At 68.2% G+C, this 20,303-nt stretch carries 15 protein-coding genes; 9 read left to right on the forward strand and 6 right to left on the reverse strand.

Annotated elements, in window-relative coordinates:
- Positions 1–81: 81 nt before the first annotated feature.
- Entirely contained in the window at positions 82–327 is a 246-nt protein-coding gene (locus ACAH41_RS04710; RefSeq protein ID WP_325655760.1) for an AbrB/MazE/SpoVT family DNA-binding domain-containing protein, read from the forward strand.
- Position 328: 1 nt separating this feature from the next.
- A complete protein-coding gene (locus ACAH41_RS04715; protein WP_325655759.1) occupies positions 329–763 on the forward strand; it encodes a type II toxin-antitoxin system VapC family toxin in 435 nt (144 codons plus the stop codon).
- A 59-nt stretch (positions 764–822) separates the two neighbouring features.
- On the opposite strand, the gene ACAH41_RS04720 is transcribed toward ACAH41_RS04715, so the two are convergent.
- The 4 genes from ACAH41_RS04720 to ACAH41_RS04735 form a co-directional block, all read right to left on the reverse strand.
- A complete protein-coding gene (locus ACAH41_RS04720; RefSeq protein WP_325655758.1) occupies positions 823–1,221 on the reverse strand; it encodes a DUF1801 domain-containing protein in 399 nt (132 codons plus the stop codon).
- Positions 1,222–1,233: 12 nt separating this feature from the next.
- Complete coding sequence (locus ACAH41_RS04725) at positions 1,234–1,494, reverse strand: hypothetical protein (protein WP_325655757.1); 261 nt, start codon at positions 1,492–1,494, stop codon at positions 1,234–1,236.
- A 12-nt stretch (positions 1,495–1,506) separates the two neighbouring features.
- Entirely contained in the window at positions 1,507–3,681 is a 2,175-nt protein-coding gene (locus ACAH41_RS04730; protein WP_325655756.1) for a beta-propeller fold lactonase family protein, read from the reverse strand.
- 248 nt (positions 3,682–3,929) lie between these two features.
- A complete protein-coding gene (locus tag ACAH41_RS04735) occupies positions 3,930–5,789 on the reverse strand; it encodes an ABC transporter ATP-binding protein (RefSeq protein WP_325655790.1) in 1,860 nt (619 codons plus the stop codon).
- Between the two features lie 182 nt (positions 5,790–5,971).
- Between ACAH41_RS04735 and ACAH41_RS04740 the strand changes: the two genes are divergently transcribed.
- From ACAH41_RS04740 to ACAH41_RS04765, 6 genes are all read left to right on the forward strand, one after another.
- On the forward strand, positions 5,972–7,651 hold the full coding sequence (locus ACAH41_RS04740) for an ABC transporter substrate-binding protein (protein ID WP_325655755.1): 1,680 nt from the start codon (positions 5,972–5,974) through the stop codon (positions 7,649–7,651).
- A gap of 14 nt (positions 7,652–7,665) precedes the next feature.
- On the forward strand, positions 7,666–8,688 hold the full coding sequence (locus ACAH41_RS04745) for an ABC transporter permease (protein ID WP_325655754.1): 1,023 nt from the start codon (positions 7,666–7,668) through the stop codon (positions 8,686–8,688).
- Positions 8,685–9,656, forward strand: a complete 972-nt coding sequence (locus tag ACAH41_RS04750) for an ABC transporter permease (protein ID WP_325655753.1) — start codon at positions 8,685–8,687, stop codon at positions 9,654–9,656. Before ACAH41_RS04745 ends, ACAH41_RS04750 begins: the two co-directional genes overlap by 4 nt.
- Positions 9,649–10,695, forward strand: a complete 1,047-nt coding sequence (locus tag ACAH41_RS04755; protein ID WP_325655752.1) for an ABC transporter ATP-binding protein — start codon at positions 9,649–9,651, stop codon at positions 10,693–10,695. Before ACAH41_RS04750 ends, ACAH41_RS04755 begins: the two co-directional genes overlap by 8 nt.
- Complete coding sequence (locus ACAH41_RS04760; protein WP_325655751.1) at positions 10,695–11,705, forward strand: oligopeptide/dipeptide ABC transporter ATP-binding protein; 1,011 nt, start codon at positions 10,695–10,697, stop codon at positions 11,703–11,705. Before ACAH41_RS04755 ends, ACAH41_RS04760 begins: the two co-directional genes overlap by 1 nt.
- A gap of 370 nt (positions 11,706–12,075) precedes the next feature.
- Complete coding sequence (locus ACAH41_RS04765; protein ID WP_325655750.1) at positions 12,076–15,051, forward strand: di-heme oxidoredictase family protein; 2,976 nt, start codon at positions 12,076–12,078, stop codon at positions 15,049–15,051.
- Between the two features lie 355 nt (positions 15,052–15,406).
- On the opposite strand, the gene ACAH41_RS04770 is transcribed toward ACAH41_RS04765, so the two are convergent.
- On the reverse strand, positions 15,407–18,694 hold the full coding sequence (locus ACAH41_RS04770; RefSeq protein WP_325655749.1) for an amidohydrolase family protein: 3,288 nt from the start codon (positions 18,692–18,694) through the stop codon (positions 15,407–15,409).
- A 5-nt stretch (positions 18,695–18,699) separates the two neighbouring features.
- The gene (gene pyrC / locus ACAH41_RS04775; RefSeq protein ID WP_325655748.1) at positions 18,700–19,776 is read right to left on the reverse strand and encodes a dihydroorotase; all 1,077 of its coding nucleotides are present in this window, start codon (positions 19,774–19,776) and stop codon (positions 18,700–18,702) included.
- 219 nt (positions 19,777–19,995) lie between these two features.
- Here pyrC and ACAH41_RS04780 point away from each other — a divergent pair, with 219 nt between their 5' ends.
- Entirely contained in the window at positions 19,996–20,298 is a 303-nt protein-coding gene (locus tag ACAH41_RS04780) for a hypothetical protein (RefSeq protein ID WP_325655747.1), read from the forward strand.
- Positions 20,299–20,303 lie beyond the last annotated feature (5 nt).

The raw sequence follows: 20,303 nt of genomic DNA on the forward strand, positions 1-20,303 counted from the left end.
AGGCGCCAATGCCAAATCACGGCGCCGCTTGACAGCCCGAGTCCACTGCGTAGCATGTAGACACACAGAAGGATATACATCATGGACCTGCAAGTCGCGAAGTGGGGCAACAGCCTGGCCCTGCGAATTCCGTCTGAGGTCGTGCGCCGGCTCGGCCTGCGCGAAGGTGCGACTGTCGAGGCGCAGTTCACCGTGGATGGCACCCTGTCCATTCGGCCTGCGCAATGGGACCGCAAGGCGTTCGCCCGCGAGCTCGCCGAAGCGCGCAACGAAATGCAGGCGAGCGAATCCGTGATGGAGGAAGTGCGCAGCGGCGCCCGGTACTGAGGTGGTCTACGTCGACACCAGCGTGCTCGTGCCGCTGTTCCTGAACGAGCCGCACGGCGCCGCTGCCGCTGCCTGGTATTCCGGCGAGAAAGCTGAACTTGTGGCGGCTGCCTGGTGCATTCCGGAATTCGCCAGCGCCCTCGGCATCAAGCAGCGCACTGGCGCCATCAACGCGCAACAGGCCAAGGATGCCTGGGCTCGTTTCGAGCGGATGGTGGCGGCTGACCTTCAGTTGTTACCAGTCGAGCCGGTGCACTTCCATCGCGCTGCGGAACTGGTACTGGATGCCACGAGCGCGCTGCGCGCCGGCGACGCACTCCACCTGGCCTGCGCCGAAGCTGCAGGCGCGAAGCACATCGCGACGCTCGATGAAGTCCTGGCGCGCAATGCCCAGCGCCTCAAGATCAAACCGGTGGTACGGCGCAGCGCGACCTGACTGGCAGCCGCAGGCTCATCGGCAATCCCGGGACGCAGGCTTGGCAGCAGCAACGCCGGTCAGACGAACTTCAGCCACTGCTGCAAGATCGCCTGAAACGCCGGCTTCGCCTCGTCGAAGGCTTGCGCATCCGCAAACTCGACCATCGCGCGATCCTTGCCGAGCCATTTCAACAAGCCCGCCGGATCGGCGATCTGCACGCCACCGGGCGGCAGATCACGCAGCTTCGCACCCAGGTGAAGGATCACGCCGATGCCGGCCTTCGCCCGCAGGTTCGTGGTGGCGAAGTATTCGGTGGTGCGAAAGCTAGGAGCATTCCACTTGACGCCTTCCTGCACCGACGGGTCCAGCCCCAGCATCAGCGCCCGCAAGGCTTCGATTTCCGCTTTGTGCGAGTGAACAAGCGTCACCATGAAGGCATCCACAGCGGCAGTGGGCTCTGCGGGCAAGGACTTCATGTGTTTGATGGCTCAGTCGAAGGCTGGAGGGGAAACGCCTTGATCCATCTGCGGTTCGACGCCGGAGACGCCAACGCGGCCGGCCTCTTGCACCTGGGCCCAGTTGATCAGATGAACCACCAAAGTACCCAGTGGCGGCAACAGCCACGCCAACAGGCACTGGGCCAGTTTCTGCCGTCGCTCAAGCGCTGGATTGCCAAGCACGATGCGCGTGACCCATGCCGCATAGCCGACCAGCATGCCCAGCAGCACCACAACGAACCAGGTGTTCATGGGAGCCTGTTCCTACAAGGTCTTCAAATACGCGACGAGTTGCTTGCGCTCCGCATCCGTCAACGGCGCCGCCGCCTGCCCGTGCGCGTCGTTCGGATTCATCGTCAGCACATCCATCAGCGTCTTGGCCTGCCCCTGGCTCAAATACGGCGCCGTGGCCCAGGCGCCGCGCAGGCTGGGGACGTTGGCGGGGACGAGGGTGGTGCCAATGCCGTCGGTGATGGTGAGCGGGCTGCCTGCTGGTGGGATGAAGGTGCTGCCGGCGTGGCATTGGGTGCAGCGGGCGCTGCCTTCGAAGAGGGTTTTGCCGGCTTGCTGGTCGGCGGTCATGCTGCCGTCCTGGTTCAGGTAGATGCTGGCGGGTGGCAGGTGGCCGGTGAGGAAGTTCAGCAGGGCCGTGGTGGCGCCTGAAGGCGGCGGCTGGCCGGTGTGGTTGTGCAAGGCCTGGGCGCCAGCGACGAGGCGCTGGATGGTGGGTACCGAGCCGTCCCAGAAGAAGGGCGCGGTTTCGACCGCGCCCCAGGGCGCCGGCACCTGGATGGGCACGCCGACGGGCACATCCGCCGAGGGGTTCACGGCCTTCGCCATCGTGCCGTGGCCGGACGGCTTGCGCCCGGCCTGCAGCGACTGCAAGCCCGGCGCCTCGACCACGTGCAGGCTGGAGTTGTCGGACGCGCCGTCCATGTGGCAGCTGTTGCAGGTGACGGAGTTAGGCGCAGTGGCGGTGCCGCCCAGGGCGACCACGTTGCGGAACATCCATTCGCCTTCGTCTGCCGCCGACAGCACGCCAGTGCCGGGCACCCGCACCTGGCCGGACCAGGCGAGCGGAATCTCGGGCCGCAGCTTGTAGAGCGGACTGCCGGTGAGCAGGATGGGCCGCACGGTTTCGCGGAACAGGTCCACCACGTAGAGCTTGGACGGCAGCCGGGTGCCAGGGTTGTTGACGATGCCCAGGTCCTGCGGCGTGGCGTCGGGGTAGCTGGTGCTGAGCACCAGGTTGGCAAGCGTGGTGCCGGTATTGCCGTCGACGATCAGCGTGGTGCCGGTGCCGCTGCCGTTCACGGCGATGAGCGGCTGGCCGGGCAAGGTGGTGGGCCGCACGGCGATGCTGCGGTAGTCGGTGCCGATGTTGTCCAGCAGGTAGCCGGTGACCTGGTAGGTGGCCGGGTCCATGCGCAGCACGCGGTTGAAGCCGGGCACACGGGCCTGGCTGAAGACGACGAAGGTGGGAATCAGGATGTCGCTGCCGCTCCAGGCCAGCTCGTGCGGCGCACCGGAAATGGCGGTGACGGCGACCGTGGTGGCGCCGGCGGGCGCGGCCGGGTCGAGGATCTCGACCACGTTGTCGGTGCGTGCGCCGACGGCCAGCTTGCCGTCCGGCAGCACCAGCAGCGGGCCCGGCGCGGCACTGCGCAGCGGGATGGCCGGCTGCGCCGTGAACACGCCCAGCGGCGCTTCCTTGAACACCAGCACCGCGCCCTGCGTTTCGTTGGCCACGTAGATGCGCCGCACGCCGTTGCGGAAGTCGAAGCCGATGCCACGGCTGCCGCGCGGCACCGGGATCTGCGCGGCGACCGACCCGGTGGCCGTGTGGATGACCGACAGCGTGGACGCGGTGGTGTTGGCGATGAACGCGTGCCGTCCTTCCGGGTCCACCGCAATGCGGATGGGCCGGTGCGGCGTGGTGCCCACGGCGGCGGTGATCGGCAGGTCTGCGAGCTTGGTGTCGTTGACCGCGTTCAGCACGGTGATGACACCGCTGAGCTTGTCTGCCACGTAGGCACGCGTGCCGTCAGGTGTGACGGCGATGGCGGAGGTTTTGCGCGCGCCACTGGGCGGCGCGGCCTGCACGCGGTAGGCCAAGCCATTGCTCAGCAGGCTTTGCCCACCCAGCTGCGACAGCGCCTGCGCATAGACGATGCCGCCCAGCGCGGCATTGGCCGGGATGCTCAGCGTGGCGCTGAAGCTGCCGCTGGCAGGGATGCTGCCGTTGGCCACGGTCGTCTGCGTGCCGACCTTGTAGAACTGGATCCCGGCCGCGCCGAGGTTCTGCTCGGCCGCCTGTGGCGAGGTCACGATGCGCACCAGCGCACCGGGTGAGCCTGTGACCAGCAGCACCAGCGTGCCGCCGGGCGCCGCGAACGGCGAGGCGGCCGACAGCCGCGGCACCGCGTGCTGCTGCGCCATGGCCGCGCCTGCTGATAACGCCAAACCTGCCCACAACACCAGGCCGCGCGCGCCAACGGCCCGCGCCCATCGTCCTTGCCACTGCGATCCCATGCGTTTTCCTGCAATTCGTTGGCCGACGGCGCGCGCCGCACAGCCTTCCGAACCTACCAGCAGCATGCGAAGCGGACAACATCAAAGCAGGTGATGCCCCTAAGAGCGATCCGCCACGATGGGGGGACAGCAGGGCTTGGGAGAGGCACGGCGGCTCAAACCGCCATCACCGCATCCTCATCCGTCTCCCCCAGGAACCCGCCACTCTGGTGCGCCCACAGCCGCGCATACAGCCCGCCCTTGAGCAGCAGCGCCTGGTGACTGCCTTCTTCGACGATGCGGCCGGCGTCCATCACGATCAGCCGGTCCATCGCGGCGATGGTGGACAGGCGGTGGGCGATGGCGACGACCGTCTTGCCTTCCATCAGCTTGTAGAGGCTTTGCTGGATCGCGACTTCGACCTCGCTGTCCAGCGCGCTGGTGGCTTCGTCGAGCAGCAGCACCGGCGCGTCCTTCAGCATCACGCGGGCAATGGCGATGCGCTGGCGCTGGCCGCCGGAGAGTTTCACGCCGCGCTCGCCCACTTGCGCGTCGAAGCCGTGGCGGCCCTTGGGGTCGGTCAGCGTGCCGATGAAGGCCGTGGCTTCGGCGCGTTCGGCGGCGGCGCGCATCGCGTCGTCACCGGCATCGGGCCGGCCGTAGAGGATGTTCTCGCGCACCGAGCGGTGCAGCAGCGAGGTGTCCTGCGTGACCATGCCGACCTGCGCGCGCAGGCTGTCCTGCGTGACGTGCGCGATGTCCTGGCCGTCGATCAGCACGCGGCCCTGCTGCAGGTCATGGAAGCGCAGCAGCAGGCTCAGCACCGTGCTCTTGCCCGCGCCGGATCGGCCGACCAGGCCGATCTTCTCGCCTGGGCGGATCGTCAGGTTCAGCTTGTCCACCACCGGCTTGCCGGCACTCACCTCGCCGTAGTGGAAGCTGACGTCCTCGAAGCGCACTTCGCCGGCACGCACCTGCAGCGGCTTGGCGTCGGAAGCGTCCACCACGCGCCGCGTGCGCGCCAGCGTGGCCATGCCGTCCTGCACCGTGCCCACGTGTTCGAACAGTGCGGCCATCTCCCACATGATCCAGTGCGAAATGCCATTGAGCCGCAGCGCCATCGCGGTGGCCGCGGCGACCGCGCCGACGCCAACCGCGCTGTCCGTCCAGCGCCACAGCGCGACACCGGCCACGCCGAGGATCAGCAACACGCTGAGCATGTGGATGACGATCTCGAACCAGCTGACCAGGCGCATCTGCGCATGCACCGTGACCAGGAACTCCTGCATCGCGCCGCGGGCGTGCGCGGCCTCGCGCTTGTCGTGCGCAAAGAGCTTGACGGTGGCGATGTTGGTGTAGGCATCGGTGATGCGGCCGGTCATCAGCGAGCGCGCGTCGGCCTGGCTTTGGCCCACCTTCGCGAGCCGCGGCACGAAAAAGCGCATCGCGATCAGGTACAGCCCCAGCCACACGCCCAGCGGCACCAGCATCCAGTGGTCGAAGCCACCGACCACGGCCATCAGCGTGACGAAGTAGATGATGATGAAGACCAGGATGTCGCACAGTGTCATCCACACGTCGCGCGCGGCAAGTGCGGTCTGCATCACCTTCGCCGCAATGCGGCCGGCAAACTCGTCCTGGTAGAAGGCCATGCTCTGGCCGAGCATCAGGCGGTGGAAGTTCCAGCGCAGGCGCATCGGGAAATTGCCGGCCAGCGCCTGGTGCTTGAACATGGTCTGCAAGGCGACCGCCAGGCCGCTGCCGGCCAGCACTGCGGCCACCGCCAGCAGATGCCCGCCCTCGCGCGCCCACAACTGCGACGGCGGAATGCCGGTCAGCCAGTCCACCAGCCGGCCCAGCATCGCGAACAGCCAGGCCTCGAACACACCGATCAACGCGGTGAACAGCGTCATGCCCGCGATGTAGGGGCGCGTGCCTTCGGTGGCGGCCCACAGGAAGGGCCAGAAACCCGCAGGCGGGCGCTGGGGCTCGGCGGCGGGAAAGGGGTCGACAAGGGCTTCGAAGCGATCAAACAAGGACAAGAATGGATTCCCTTCAGCACATTCGGTCAGACATGATGGCAGGCAGCTGCCAGACCCGGCGCTCAAGCAGAGCGGTATGCAACTTGCTGATGTCACTGACAGCGAGCGATTGCACCGCTGAATCCACACCCAGACTCGCCAACTGGCACCGTTGTACGCCTTGCGCCCCGTTGTTCATGACGATCTACAAGAATTTCCACCGGATCCCATCCACCTTGGTGCTGCTGGCAGCCCTGCCGCTGGGCATGGCCTGGGCCGGCAGCCCCGCCCCGAACGACCCGCACCGCGGCGGCAAGCTGCGGCTGATGTCCACCGCGGGCGCCGGCACCATCGATCCGCACATCAACTACACGCTGCAGTTCGCGCAGATTTTCCAGGGTGTGTATGACGGCCTGGTGGCCTTCAAGAAGGCCCCCAACGCCGAGGCCTTCACCATCGTGCCGGATCTGGCCGAGGCCCTGCCCGCACCTGAGAACGGCGGCAAGCGCTACGTCTTCAAGCTGCGCCGAGGCATCAAGTTCTCGGATGGGCGCGAGCTGACGGTCAACGACGTGGCCGCCTCGTTTCGCCGCATCTTCAAGGTCTCCGGGCCCACGGCGGGCAGCTTCTACAACGGCATCGTCGGCGCCGATGCCTGCCTGAAGACCCCTGCCAGCTGCACGCTGGCCGGCGGCGTGGTGGCCGATGCCAAGGCCGGCACCGTCACGCTCAACCTGGTGGCACCGGACGCCGAGATCTTCTACAAGCTGGCCGTGCCGCACGCCCTCATCGTGCCGGCCGATGCACCCACCAAGGACGTGGGCGTGAACCCGCTGCCCGGCACCGGGGCCTACAAGATCGTCAGCTACGACCCGAAGAAGCAGCTCAAGCTGGTGCGCAACCCGCAGTTCAAGCCCTGGAGCGACGAGGCCCAGCCCGACGGCTATGTGGACGAGGTGGACTACGACTTCGGCCTCAACGATGAAGACCAGGTCACCGCCATTGCCAACGGCCAGGGTGACTGGATGTTCAACCCGCTGCCGGCCGACCGCCTGGGCGAGCTGAGCAGCAAGTACGCCAGGCAGCTGCACGTGTCGCCGCTGACGGCCATGTTCTACCTGCCGATGAACACCCGCATCGCGCCCTTCAACAACCTCCAGGCCCGCCAGGCGGTGAACCTGGCCATCGACCGCAACGCGCTGGTCAAGATCTACGGCGGCAACAACCTGGCCACCGCCAGCTGCCAGGTGCTGCCCCCGCAGTTCGCCGGCTACGAAGCCTACTGTCCTTACACGAAGAACCCCGGCAGCAAGTGGACCGCACCCGACCTGGCGCGCGCCAAGGACCTGGTCAAAGCCTCCGGCACCGCCGGCCAGAAGGTGACCTTGCTGACCGAGGACACCGCCGTCGGCAAGCAGATTGGCACCTATGTGCTCAGCGTGCTCAACGACCTGGGCTACCAGGCCTCGCTGAAGGTGCTGGCGCAAGGCGTGGAGTTCACCTACATCCAGAACACCCAGAACAAGGTGCAGATCTCGTACAGCAACTGGTACCAGGACTATCCGGCTCCCTCGAACTTCCTCAACGTGCTGTTCTCCTGCGGCAGCTTCCATGAGGGCAGCGACGCGTCCGTCAACATCTCCGGTGTGTGCGACAAAGGCCTGGACGCCGACTTGAACAAGGCCATGAGCGTGGGCGTGACCGACCCGGCTGCGGCCGCCAAGCTGTGGGCCGCCATCGACCACAAGGTGACCGACCTGGCCCCGGTGGCGGTGATGTTCAACCCCAAGCAGCTGGACTTCGTCTCCAAGCGCGTGGGCGGCTACCAGTTCAGCGGGCAGTTCTACTTCCTCTGGAACCAGGCCTGGGTGCGCTGAAGGCGGTGCGGCGAATGCAAGCGGACGTGCCCACCGGCGGGATGACGCCGGGCTTGTGGCGGGTGGCGCTCGCGCGGCTGTTGGCCGACCGCAGCGCGCTGGTGGCCGGGGCCTTGCTGCTGCTGGTGCTGCTGGCCTGCGCCGCTGCGCCGCTCTATGCCGAGCGCGTGGCGCATGCCGATCCCTTTCGCTCCAACATCAGCGGCCAGGTGATGGTCGATGGCCAGCTGCGCGACGTTATCGAGGCCTCCACCGAGGGCCTGGGGCTCGGCCAGACCCCCATCGGCCCGACCTGGCAGCCTAGCGCCTATCTGCTGGGGGCGGACAACCAGGGCCGCGATGTGGCCGCCCGCCTGCTCTACGGCGGCCGTGCGTCGCTGCTGATCGCCAGCGGCGCCACGCTGCTGAGCCTGCTGATGGGCGCGCTGCTGGGCATCGTGGCAGGGTATTTCGGTGGTGCCGTGGACTGGCTGCTGTCGCGGGTGCTGGATGTGCTGTGGGCCTTCCCGGTCTACCTGCTGGCGATCTCGCTGTCCATCGTCACCATCGGCAGCGGGCTGCACCTGGGGCCGCTGCGCATCGAGGCCGACAGCCTGTGGCTGCCGGCATTGATCATCGGCCTGGTCTACCTGCCTTATGTGGCCCGCCCGGTGCGGGCGCAGGCGCTGGCGCTGCGTCGCAGCGATTTCGTTCACGCCGCCATCGGCCTGGGCGTGCCCACGCACCGCATCCTGCGGGTGGACATCCTGCCCAATGTGGCCACCACGCTGATCGTCTTCGTGCCGCTGATGATGGCGCTCAACATGCTGACCGAATCCGCGCTGTCCTTCCTGTCCATCGGCGTGCAGGCGCCCAACGCCAGCTGGGGCACCATCATCCAGGACGGGCTCTCGCTGCTCTACACCCGACCCATGGTGGCGCTGGCGCCGGGCGCGGCCATCGTGCTGACCGTCGTGGCCCTGAACCTGCTGGGCGACGCGCTGCGCGACGCCCTGGACCCGCGCGCCACCTTCCGGGTCAAGGAGACCGGGACATGACGCTGGCCATCCTGCGGCGCCTGGGCCAGATGCTGTTCGTGATGGCGGGCATCAGCATCCTGACCTTCGCGATCTTCTTTGCCACCCCGGGGGCGGACCCCTCGGCGCGCATTGCCGGGCGCAATGCCTCGCCCGAGACGCTGGCCGCCGTGCGGCACGACTTCGGCCTGGACCAGCCCATGGCCGTGCAGTACGGCTTGCTGATGAAGCGCCTGTTCATCACTGGCGAGCTGACCTCCTTCGTCAACCGAGGTGAGCAAGTGCTGCCCGAGATCGCGGCCGCCATGCCGGTCACCTTGTCGCTGGTGGGCGGTGCGGCCCTGCTCTGGCTTTTGGGCAGCCTGCTGATGGGCCTGATCGCTGCGGCCTACCGCGGCCGCTGGCCCGACAAGCTGCTGATGGTGCTGGGCCTGATCGGCATTTCCATGCCGGTCTACTGGCTGGGCTCGGTGGTCAACCTGCTCACTCAGAGCCGCTGGCATGACACCTGGCTGTTCAGCTGGGTGCCGCCGCTGGGCTATGTGCCCTTCAGCCAAAGCCCGCTGGGCTGGCTGCTGTGCCTGATCTTTCCCTGCCTGACCCTCTCGGTGCTCTACATGGGCTTGTACGGCCGGGTGCTGCGCGCGGCGTTGATCGAGGCCGGGCAGGAGGACTACATCCGCACCGCCCGCGCCAAGGGCCTGAGCCCGCGCCGGGTGCTGCTGGCGCATGCGCTGCGGACCTCGCTGATCAGCGTGGTCACGCTGTTCGGGCTGGACTTCGGCGCGCTGGTGGGCGGCGGGGCGCTGCTGACCGAGGTGGTGTTCGGCCTGCCCGGCATCGGCAAGCTGACCTACGACTCGCTGCAGACGCTGGACCTGCCGGTGATCATGGCCACGGTGATGTACGCCTCCTTCTTCGTCGTCGCGGCCAATGCACTGGTGGACGTGGCCTATGCCTTCATCGACCCGCGGGTGCGCGATGCCTGAACCCAGCCCCGAACCCCTGCTGTCCGTGCGCGACCTGCGCGTGAGCTTCCGCTCCGCGCAAGGGCGGGTGCGAGCGGTGGACGGCGTCTCCTTCGAGCTCTCGGCCGGCGAGATCCTGGGCGTGGTGGGCGAGTCCGGCTCGGGCAAGTCGGTCACGCTGATGAGCCTGCTGGGACTGATCGACAACCCGAACGTGGAGATCGAAGGCTCGGTGCGCTTTCGCGGGCGCGAGCTGCTGGGCCTCCCTGCGGGCGAGCTGCAGTCGGTGCGGGGCCGCGAGATCGCCTATGTGTTCCAGGACCCGATGACGGCGCTGACGCCGGTCTGGCGCGTGGGCTGGCAAATCGTCGAGCAGCTGCGTGCGCACACCGATCTTTCGCACGCCGCGGCGCGCGCCCGCGCCATCGAGCTGCTGGCCGCGGTGGGCATGCCCAGCCCGGCCCAGCAATTCGAGCGCTACCCGCACGAGCTTTCCGGCGGCATGCGCCAGCGCGCGGTGATCGCCATGGCCTTGAGCTGCAACCCTGCCGTGCTGATCGCCGACGAGCCCACCACCGCGCTGGACGTTACGGTGCAGGCGCAGATCCTGGGCCTGATCCACCGGCTGCGCGAGCAGTTCGGCTCGGCCGTGCTGCTGGTCACGCACGACATGGGCGTGGTGGCCGAAACGGCCGACCGGGTGATGGTGATGTATGCCGGCCGGGTGGTGGAGCAAGGCAGCGCCACCGACCTGTTCGACAGACCCTGGCACCCCTACACCTGGGGCCTGCTGGGCTCGATCCCGCCCATCGACGGCCCGCGCCCGCGCCGCCTGCCGGCCATCGCCGGCCTGCCGCCGGCCTTGTCGGCCCTGCCGCCGGGCTGTGCTTTTGCGCCCCGCTGCGCCGCCGCCCATGCCGCCTGCACCCAGCAGCGGCCCCTGCTGCAGGCCGGCGCACCGGGCCCGGTGGCGCCGCGCGCGCACGCCGCCGCGTGCCTGCTCCCGGCCGACGAACGTGCCCTCGCACGCGAGCGCTGCACTTCTTCGCTGGACGCCTGATGCCCGACGCCCCCTCCACAGCCGCAGTGCCCCTCCTGGAGGCCCTGCACCTGCGCAAGCAGTTCAGCGTAGGCTCGGCGCTCTCCCGCGCCGGGCGTCAGACGGTGCAGGCTGTGGATGACGTGTCGTTCCAGGTCTGGCCGGGCGAGACCCTGGGCCTGGTCGGCGAATCGGGCTGTGGCAAATCCACGCTGGCGCGCTGCCTGGTGCGGCTGCATGACATCACGGCGGGCGCGCTGCGCTTCGAGGGCCGGGACATCACCCACCTGGGCAGCGCCGCCCTGCGCCCGCTGCGGCCCCGGCTGCAGATGGTGTTCCAGGACCCCAGCACCTCGCTCAACCCGCGCCGCCGTGTGGGTGACCTGATCGCCGAGCCGCTGCGGGTGCACCCCGGGCCGCAGGGCCGCCGCAGCGCGGGCGAGGTGCAGGCGCGGGTACAGGAACTGGCCGAGCTGGTGGGCCTGCGGTCCGAGCAGCTGCAGCGCTTCCCGCACGAGTTCTCCGGCGGGCAGCGCCAGCGCATCGGCATTGCGCGCGCGCTCGCGCTGAACCCGCGGCTGGTGGTGGCAGACGAACCCGTCTCCGCGCTGGACGTGTCCGTCCAGGCCCAGGTCATCAACCTGCTGGCCGACCTGCAGGAACGCCTGGGCCTGACCTATCTCTTCATCGCCCACGACCTCAGCGTGGTGCGCCAGGTCTCCACCCGCACCGCAGTGATGTACCTGGGCAGCATGGTGGAGATCGGCCCCACCGACGCGCTGTACGCCCAGCCGGCCCACCCCTACACGGCAGCGCTGATCTCGTCGGTGCCGGTGCCCCGGGTCTCAGGCGCGGCGCGGCGCCCGCGCATCCTGCTGCAGGGCGACCCACCCAGCCCGCTGAACCCGCCACCCGGCTGCCGCTTCCACCCGCGCTGCCCGGCAGCCACCGAGCGCTGCCGCACCGAGCGCCCCACCCTGCAAGGCCTCAGCGGCGGCCGCCAGGTGGCCTGCCACTTTCCATTGAACTAGGGCCTGGCCCAAGCGCGCAGGCTGGCGACAAAGTCAGTCCACCTGCGCGCCACCGCTGACAAGGATGGTCACCCCGGTGGCGACGGACGCACGTGGCTGGCCCCGGCCCGCAAAGTTACAAGTCGGCGAGCCGGCCGCTGCGCCGAATGCAGTTCTCCTGGGCACGCCATGCAAAGGAGGTTCCGCATGGATGTTACGGCGCGGCAAACCAGGCTCGCCAACCGGTTCCACTGGCGTTTTTCTTGCGGTGCAAGGCCCCATCGAGGCCGCAACGCGCCGCAAGCCCTTTTGAACCTGGGCATGTGACGCATCGCGTCCCTTCCACAAGACCCCCGTCAGAGCGAACGCCATGAGAAGTTTCCGTTCACCCATGCCTGCACCCGCGCCCTGCCCCATCCCTCAAACGCCGTCACCGTCCGGGCTTTGGCCCTCGCTCACGCTGGGCCTGATGTTCGGCGCGGCTGTGGCGCTTGCCGCCTGCGGTGGTGGTGGCGGTGGATCCGACACCGCAGGCGGCCCCCCAACCGCCAACGAGCCTGCGCCTGCGCCGCCCTCACCCGCGCCAGCGCCCACGCCAGAAGACCCGGTGCTGGAGCCCGCGCCCAGCCCGGCGGCCGCGCCGATGCCCATTGGCGACCAGCCCGGCGTGCCGGCGCCGCCGCCGTCGCAGCAATTGCCTGCCGGCGTCGACCTGAGCCAACCCGGCGTCGCGGTGAAGCCGGTCACTGCCACGTCTTCGGCGGTCGAAGGTGGCAACAGCGCGGCACTGGCGATTGACGGCAGCATGACGACACGCTGGTCCAGCGCGCAGGACGATGCGGCCTGGATCCAGTTCGACTTCGGCGCCAAGACGCCTCTGGGTTACCTGAAACTGTCCTGGGAAAACGCCTACGGCAAGGAGTATGCGATCCAGGGTTCCGACGACGGGGTGACCTGGTACCAGATCCGCTACGTGATCGGCGGCAAGGGCGGCACCGAGGAGTTCTTCAACCTCAACGCCAATGTGCGCTACCTGCGCCTGCAAGGCGTGGCCCGCGGCACGCAGTACGGCTATTCGCTGTACGAGGTGAGCTTCATGTCCCCGGGCAGCGACAACTCGCTGCCGGTGCTGGCCACCTCGGCCGTGCTGTTCCCGGCCAATGGCGCGGCACTCGCTGCACCGCCCGCCGCGCAGGCGCCGCTGGAAACCGTGCAGTTCACGTTGGCAGACGGCACGCTGGTCACGCGCTTCGGCATGGTCGGCCGTTCGCGCCATGCGCGCGAGCGCGGCGAGGACTGGAACGAGATCGGCTACGGCGTCAACGACACGGTGGACGCCGCAGGCAAGCCGCAGGACAAGGGCCCCGGCGCCCACCTGAACTTCGTTGCCAACTACTTCAAGAACCGCACCTGGGGCGTGGAGTTCATCGACAACAGCAAGGTGGCTGGCGTCACCAAGCCGACCATCGTCGTCAACCAGTACTACCTGGAAGCCCAGCGCGGCGGCGGCCATTCCTTCTTCCGCCGCTTCGACGATCCGGGCGTCACCGGCTATGGCTGGATGTCTCCTGGTGACCTGCTGGACGACACGACCTACACGGACGGTTTCAAGGACCTGACCTCCTGCCCGGTGATCGCCAAGCCGCCGCAGAACGCGCTGGCCAAACCGACCAGCGGCTACAACGGCGTGATCGGTGCCAATGACGGCTGCAGCGTGGTGCTGGACAACGTGCCCGGCCACAGCGACATCGCCGCCAATGCCAACGGCGTGATGGTGCCCAACGGCGTGAACGTGCCTTCGCGCGCGCTGAAGGTGGGCGACGCGATCGAGTTCACAGGCTCGTTCTTCTCGAGCCGCGCGGCGATGGACGCCGTGGGCGACAGCGGCGCCTACCGCTACTACACCAACGAAGTGACCTATGTGGTGGGCGCCGGCCTGCGCCCTTGGTACGGCATCCAGCCACGGCTGATGAACGCGCCACTGCCTGCGGAGGCGCTGCAAGGCGGCATCGGCTCGATCTCTTACGACTACGCCGACAACGCGACCTTCATGTTCCAGCAGCCGAACAACCAGATCGGCATGCAGAACATGCAGCGCTTTGTCGAAGGGCGGCGCTGGATCCACACCAACATGTGGACCGGCGACCACACCGAAGCCGGCAACGACCGCAACGAAGCGGCCGTGCGCCTGCAGGGCCCACGCTTCAACCAGTCGACCTGCTTCGGCTGCCACATCAACAACGGCCGCAGCCTCGCACCCAGCGCGCTGAACCAGCGGCTGGACACGATGGCCGTGCGCACCGCGACGCTGGACGGCAACGGCAACCAGCTGCCGCACCCGACCTATGGCCTGAACGTGCAGATGAACGGCCGCTCGCTGAGCACCGGCCTGCCGCAGGACTGGGGCACCAGCGTGCGCGTGGCCGGCTTCGACACCAAAACCGTGACGCTGGCCGACGGCACCGCCGTGGAACTGAGCAAGCCCAGGGTCGCCTTCGACGGCCCGACGCCCAGCGTGTATTCGCTGCGCAGCGCACAGCCGATGATCGGCATGGGCCTGCTGGAAGCCATCACCGATGCCGAGATCCTTTCGCGCGTGCGCAGCACGCCGGACGAAGACGGCGTGAAGGGCGTGGCCAACTTCGTCTACGACCCCGAGACCAAGGCCGTGCGCGTGGGCCGCTACGGCTGGAAGGCCGCCAAGGTCAGCCTGCGCCACCAGGCCGCAGCCGCGGCACTGCAGGACATGTCAGTCACCTCGCCGGTCTACCCGAACCGCGACTGCCTGGCGGGCCCGGCGAACTGCACCACCGCCAAGGTCGAACCCGGCATCAGCGAAGACGCGCTGCAACTGCTCACCCGCTACCTCGGCCTGCTGGGCGTACCCGCGCAGCGCAGCCAGGCCAGCGGCTTCCCCAAGGGCGTCATGCCGCTGTCCTACCTGGACGTGAACCCGACGCAGGTGGCCGCCGGCGCCCAGCTGTTTGCCAGCACCCGCTGCGTGGCCTGCCACACCGCCGAGATCAAGACCGGTGGCCTGACGGAGCTGGCCGAGAACCGCAACCAGACCATCAAGCCTTACACCGACATGCTGCTGCACGACATGGGCAGTGACCTGGCCGACACCCTGGTCGAAGGCCAGGCAACCGGCAGCATGTGGCGCACCTCGGCGCTGTGGGGCGTGGGCTACACCGAGAAAGTGGCGGGCACCGCAGGCAAGGTCGGCTACCTGCACGACAGCCGCGCCCGCACGCTGACCGAGGCCATCCTGTGGCACGGCGGCGAAGCCACCAAGAGCCGCCAGCGCTTCGAGGCGCTGAGCAAGGACGACAGAGAGGCGATGCTGGCGTTCCTGAACTCGCTGTGATGGAACAGCCTCATTGAGGCACCTCAGTTGCAACGGTCTTCGGGCCGCCTGCAACATTGCCCCGCCAGTGGCGGCGGTCCCGGATCACACCGGAGCCGCTGCAACTGGCGGGGCGATTGCTTCGGAGGCTCAGCGTTGGATGTTGGGCTTGCCGCGGCGCCGAGGTTGAGCGCGAATAAATGGGGTCAGAGTCAATTTATCCGGACAGGACCGTGCCCTTGCTTTGAGGTATCTCAAGATAAATTGACTCTGACCCCATTTATTCGTGGCACCGCCGTGACTGGGCAAACCATGAACAGCCATCACGTCAGGCAAGTCCGAGCTGACATTCCGCGAGCGTTACCGCCCCTCGCCCTCAGTCCTGATCCGCCCCATGGCCCTGCAGCGTCACCGGCATCGCGGCCCCTTGCTGCCCGGCGAAGAACAGCGGGGCGCGGGCCTTCTGGCGCGGGGCGACTTCGTTCAGCGTGGCTGCGTCATAGAGCCGGCCGTTCTGCATCACCTGCAAGACGCGGTCGCTTTGCCGGATGTCGGCCACCGGGTTGCCGTCGATGATCACCAGGTCGGCCAGCTTGCCGGTGTCCAGCGAGCCGATGTCGTGGTCCATGCCGAGGTAGCGCGCGGGCGTCAGCGTGGCGGCGCGAATGGCCTCCAGCGGCTGCATGCCGCCCAGCGCGAACATCCACATTTCCCAGTGCGCGCCCAGGCCCTCGCGCTGGCCGTGCGCACCGATCTGCACGCCCACGCCGGCACGTGACAGCTCGGTGGCGGTGCGCGCAGCCCGGATCACGTTGTAGTCTTCGTCAGGTGCGGTCGGCCGGCGCACGCTGCGCGGTACCAGCACCGAGGGCGGCACGTAGCGCGTCAGCAGCGGGTGCTTCCAGACTTCCGTGCGGTCGTACCAGTAGTGCTCGCCGTCCAGCCCGCCGTAGGCCACGTTCAGCGTGGGCGTGTAGCCCACCGCCGTCTGCGACCAGAGCTGCTTGACGTCGTCGTAGACCCTGTCCACCGGCACCGCGTGCTCGATGCCGGTGTGGCCATCGATCACCATGCTCATGTTCATCTCGAACAGCGAGCCGCCTTCGGGCACCACCATCATGCCGGTCTGCCGCGCGGCTTCGATCACCTGCTGGCGCTGCTCGCGGCGTGGCTGCTGATAACTCTTGACGCTGATCGCGCCTTCGGCCTGCTGGCGCTTGAGGTGCGTCAGCGCATCGTCCAGGCTGTCGACCACCGCCGTCTGGTCGGCCTTGGCGCCGTAGAGGATGGTGCCGGTGGAGAAGATGCGCGGGCCGACGACCAGGCCGGCGCGCTGCAGCTCGGACTGGGTGAAGATCTCGCCGTTGTCGTTCGATGGGTCGTGGATGGTCGTCACGCCAAAGGCCAGCGAAGCGAAGTTGACCCAGCTCTGCTGCGGGATCACGCCGCTTTCGCCCATGCCGCCATGCCAGTGCACGTCGACGAGGCCGGGGATCACGGTCTTGCCGCGTGCGTCGATTTGTTTCGCGTCCGCCGGAATGGTGACCGCAGCGCGCGGGCCGACCGCGACGATGCGGTTGCCTTCGACCAGCACCGTGCCGTCCTCGATCACCTCGTCACCACGCATCGTGACGATGCGTGCGCCGGTGATGGCAATGCGGCCGGCAGGCTTTTCGGCCGCCTGCATGAAGCCGATCTTCTGGCCATGCTCGGGCGGCTTGTAGCCTGGCTTTTCTTCGGTGCCGGGCGCAAACGCGGCGCTCAGCGCGGTGGTGAACAGCTCGCCGCCAATGGCCACGTGCAGGCGCTGGCTGTCTCCGCTCCAGTGCATGTATTCACCGGCGTTCACGTCCAGTTGGCGCACCGGCAGGCCGTCCATCTTCGGGCCGACGGCAATCGGCTTGCCGGTCAGCGGCAGCGGTGCCACGTAGGCGTGGAAGCGCTCGACAAAACCCAGCCACTGGCCGTCGGGCGAGACGGCAAATTCGGAGGCGAACTCACTGTGCGCGACTTCCGTTTCCACCCGATCCGCCAGGTTGAGGCGCATCAGCTTGTGCTGCGTGTCGACCTCGCTGGTGCTGACATCGCGTGTGAAAAACAGCGCGTCGCTGCTGGCGCCGAACTGCGGCGCTTCGCCGTCTTTCACCACGCGCTGCGGCGTGCCGCGGCCATCGGCGTCGGCCAGGTAGATGCCGGTGTCCAGCGCATGCCAGGGCGAGCTGAGGTAGCCGCCGCGCACCTTGCTGTAGGCCACGCGTTTGCCGTCCGGCGAGAAGCGCGGCGCGAGGTAGTGGCCGGGTTCGGGTGTGAGCACGGTTTCCTGGCCGCTGGCCAGGTCCAGCGTGCGGACCTGAGCCAGCTGCGCGTCGGTCCAGCTGGTGAAGACCAGCTGCTTGCCGTCGCGCGAGAAGCTGGGGAAAAACTCGAAGCGCTCGTCCTGCTTCGTCAGCCGGCGCGGCGTGCCGTCCGGCAGGCGCCTTTCATAGAGGTGCCCCAAAGCGGAATAGACGACGCGGCTGCCGTCCGGCGACACGTTGACCCAGCGCAGCTGGTGCACCGGGAAGCTGTCCGGCGCGACGACCTGCGGCTCGCGCCGCGCCTCGCGCACCTCGCGCGTGTCCTGCACATGGAACGGGATTTCGGTGGCGCTGCCCTTGAACGGGTCCACGCGCCACAGCTTGCCCTGAGCCCAGACGACGATCTGCTTGGCATCATGCGTCCACGCGAATGCCGGATACACGCCGTAGACCGACCAGGCTTCCTGCAGGTCGCGGTCCAGGTGGCTCCATGCGGCACGTTCCTCCCCGGTGCGCAGGTTCTTCAGGAACAGCGTGCTCTGGTTGCGCACGCGGCGCACGAAGGCCAGCCACTGGCCGTCCGGTGACGGCGTGGGGCGCACCGCGCCGCCGGGGCCGCGCACCAGCGTCTCGGTGCTGCCATCGCGCAGGTCCTGGCGGTAGATGCGGAAGATGTCGCCGTTGGCGTCCTTGTTGTATTCGAAGCTGGTGCCGGGCGTGCTGTCCTGCGAGTAGTAGAGGAAGTTGCCGTCGGGCGACAGAGCCGGTTCGCCGCGGTCCTTCTGCCAGTTCGGCTTCTCGTTGAGCTGCAGGCCCTTGCCACCGTTCACGTGGTACAGCCAGATCTCGCCCGAGCCCAGCGAGCGGGTGCCGGTGAAGTGCTTGCGCGCGGCGATGTACTGGCCGTTCGGGTGCCAGACCGGGTTGTTCAGCAGCCGGTAGTCTTCCTTGGTGATGGCGCGGGCGCCGCTGCCGTCCACGTTCATGACCCAGATGTTGTCGCCGCCGCCAGCGTCGCTGACGTAGGCGATCTGCTTGCCGTCCGGTGAGAAACGGGCCTGCTGCTCCCAGGCCATGGAATGCGTGAGCGGCCTGGCCTCGCCGCCGGCCACCGGCAGCAGGTAGAGGTCGCCCAGCAGGTCGAAGACCAGGGTCTGGCCGTCCGGGCTGATGTCCACGCTCATCCAGGTGCCGGTGCGCGTGTCCAGCTTCACCGTCTTGGCCGGGCCGGGCGGCTGGTTGACATTCCAGGCGGGCGGCTTGTCGGCCGCAGGCGGCGCGTCTGCGGCCCAGGTCGAAAAGGCCAAGGCCAGCGAAACAAGCAGCGCCGGGGTGCGGGCGCGCGCAAAACCTTGAAACGGTGGCATGGGGCTCAGTCGATCAGGCGCCAGGCCACGGTTTCGCCACCACGCAAGGGCTTGAGCTGGGCGTCGCCGAAGGGAATGGCTTCGGGCAGGGTCCATGTCTCGCGCACCAGCGTCACGGTGCCGCGGTTGGGCGGCAGGCCGTAGAAGGCCGGGCCGTGCAGGCTGGCAAAGCCTTCGAGCTTGTCCAGCGCACCGGCGTTGTCGAAGGCTTCGGCGTACAGCTCCAGCGCGCTCAGCGCGGTGAAGCAGCCGGCGCCGCAGACCGAGGCTTCCTTCATCACAGAAGCGTGCGGCGCGCTGTCGGTGCCGAGGAAAAAGCGGTCCGAGCCGGAGGTCGCCGCTGCGACCAATGCCTGACGGTGCACTTCGCGTTTGAGCACCGGCAGGCAGTAGTAGTGCGGGCGCAGGCCGCCGAGGAAGATGGCGTTGCGGTTGTAGAGCAGGTGGTGCGCGGTGAACGTTCCGGCGGTGTATTTGCCGGCCTGGGCCACGTACTCGGCACCTTCCTTGGTCGTCAGGTGTTCCATGACGATCTTCAGCTCGGGAAAGTCCTGGCGCAGCGGCTTCATCACGCGCTCGACAAACACCGCCTCGCGGTCGAACAGGTCCACCTCCGGGTCCGTCACCTCGCCGTGCACCAGCAGCAGCAGGCCTTGACGCTGCATCGCTTCCAGCGTCTTGTAGGACTTGCGCAGGTCGGTCACGCCGGCATCACTGTTGGTCGTGGCGCCAGCCGGGTAGAGCTTCAGCGCGACCACGCCGGCGGCCTTGGCCTTGGCGATCTCTTCGGGCGGCGTGTTGTCGGTCAGGTAGAGCGACATCAGCGGCTGGAAATCCAGCCCGGCGGGCACGGCGCCAAGGATGCGCTCGCGGTAGGCAGCGGCTTGCTCGGCGGTGGTCACCGGCGGGCGCAGGTTGGGCATGATCAGCGCGCGGCCCATCTGGCGCGCGCTGGCCGGCACCACGCCATGCATGGGCGCGCCATCGCGCAGGTGCAGGTGCCAGTCGTCCGGGCGGATCAGGGTCACGCGGTCCACGGCGGCGGGCGTGGGGGAAACAGGGGAAATCGCGGCAGCAGTCATGCGGCGGATTCTCCCACCGGGGCCACAGCGGCTCCGTCGCGAAGCCAATCCCCAAGCGTAGGACAAACCGCACGAGCGCGTGCGCTGCACGCTGGCATCAAGGGCATCTGTTGCGCCGCATGATCAACCCCATTGCGACCCCTCCCAAGAATGTTCACGATGCCCTCGTGGACCGCCTGCGGTCGCGGCGGTCACGGGGTTTGTCTTCAGGAGCGCGCCATGTCCGAAATTGCAGTCCAGAAACAGATCTTCCCCAGCCCGCTGGCGGCCGAACGCCGCGACGGCGCCCGACAACACATCCGAGCGCCGCAACTGCCGTCTGCCACCGCGCCGGGCATCAGCGAAGCCTCGTGCTGCGTGCCCGAGCAGGCCACGCCGGGCCTGGTGGCTTTGCCTACCGGCCGCCTGGTCTGGTGGACCGGCCGCGTGGCCATCGGACTGCGCTACCAGCCGCTGGCACGCTCGGTGGACACCGACCTCAGCCAGTCCGCGGAGTGGATCCAGTCCCTGCTGCTGCACTGAACTTG

It is taken from the genome of Ideonella sp. (assembly GCF_041287625.1).
Lineage (GTDB): Bacteria > Pseudomonadota > Gammaproteobacteria > Burkholderiales > Burkholderiaceae_C > Ideonella.

Bases quoted from the DNA above. Each gene is read 5' to 3' on its own strand.
- pyrC (WP_325655748.1), bottom strand. From the start codon at position 19,776: ATGACTGCTGCCGCGATTTCCCCTGTTTCCCCCACGCCCGCCGCCGTG.
- ACAH41_RS04750 (WP_325655753.1), top strand. From the start codon at position 8,685: ATGACGCTGGCCATCCTGCGGCGCCTGGGCCAGATGCTGTTCGTGATG.
- ACAH41_RS04755 (WP_325655752.1), top strand. From the start codon at position 9,649: ATGCCTGAACCCAGCCCCGAACCCCTGCTGTCCGTGCGCGACCTGCGC.
- ACAH41_RS04725 (WP_325655757.1), bottom strand. From the start codon at position 1,494: ATGAACACCTGGTTCGTTGTGGTGCTGCTGGGCATGCTGGTCGGCTAT.
- ACAH41_RS04745 (WP_325655754.1), top strand. From the start codon at position 7,666: ATGCAAGCGGACGTGCCCACCGGCGGGATGACGCCGGGCTTGTGGCGG.
- ACAH41_RS04720 (WP_325655758.1), bottom strand. From the start codon at position 1,221: ATGAAGTCCTTGCCCGCAGAGCCCACTGCCGCTGTGGATGCCTTCATG.
- ACAH41_RS04770 (WP_325655749.1), bottom strand. From the start codon at position 18,694: ATGCCACCGTTTCAAGGTTTTGCGCGCGCCCGCACCCCGGCGCTGCTT.
- ACAH41_RS04760 (WP_325655751.1), top strand. From the start codon at position 10,695: ATGCCCGACGCCCCCTCCACAGCCGCAGTGCCCCTCCTGGAGGCCCTG.
- ACAH41_RS04730 (WP_325655756.1), bottom strand. From the start codon at position 3,681: ATGGCGCAGCAGCACGCGGTGCCGCGGCTGTCGGCCGCCTCGCCGTTC.
- ACAH41_RS04740 (WP_325655755.1), top strand. From the start codon at position 5,972: ATGACGATCTACAAGAATTTCCACCGGATCCCATCCACCTTGGTGCTG.
- ACAH41_RS04765 (WP_325655750.1), top strand. From the start codon at position 12,076: ATGCCTGCACCCGCGCCCTGCCCCATCCCTCAAACGCCGTCACCGTCC.
- ACAH41_RS04780 (WP_325655747.1), top strand. From the start codon at position 19,996: ATGTCCGAAATTGCAGTCCAGAAACAGATCTTCCCCAGCCCGCTGGCG.
- ACAH41_RS04710 (WP_325655760.1), top strand. From the start codon at position 82: ATGGACCTGCAAGTCGCGAAGTGGGGCAACAGCCTGGCCCTGCGAATT.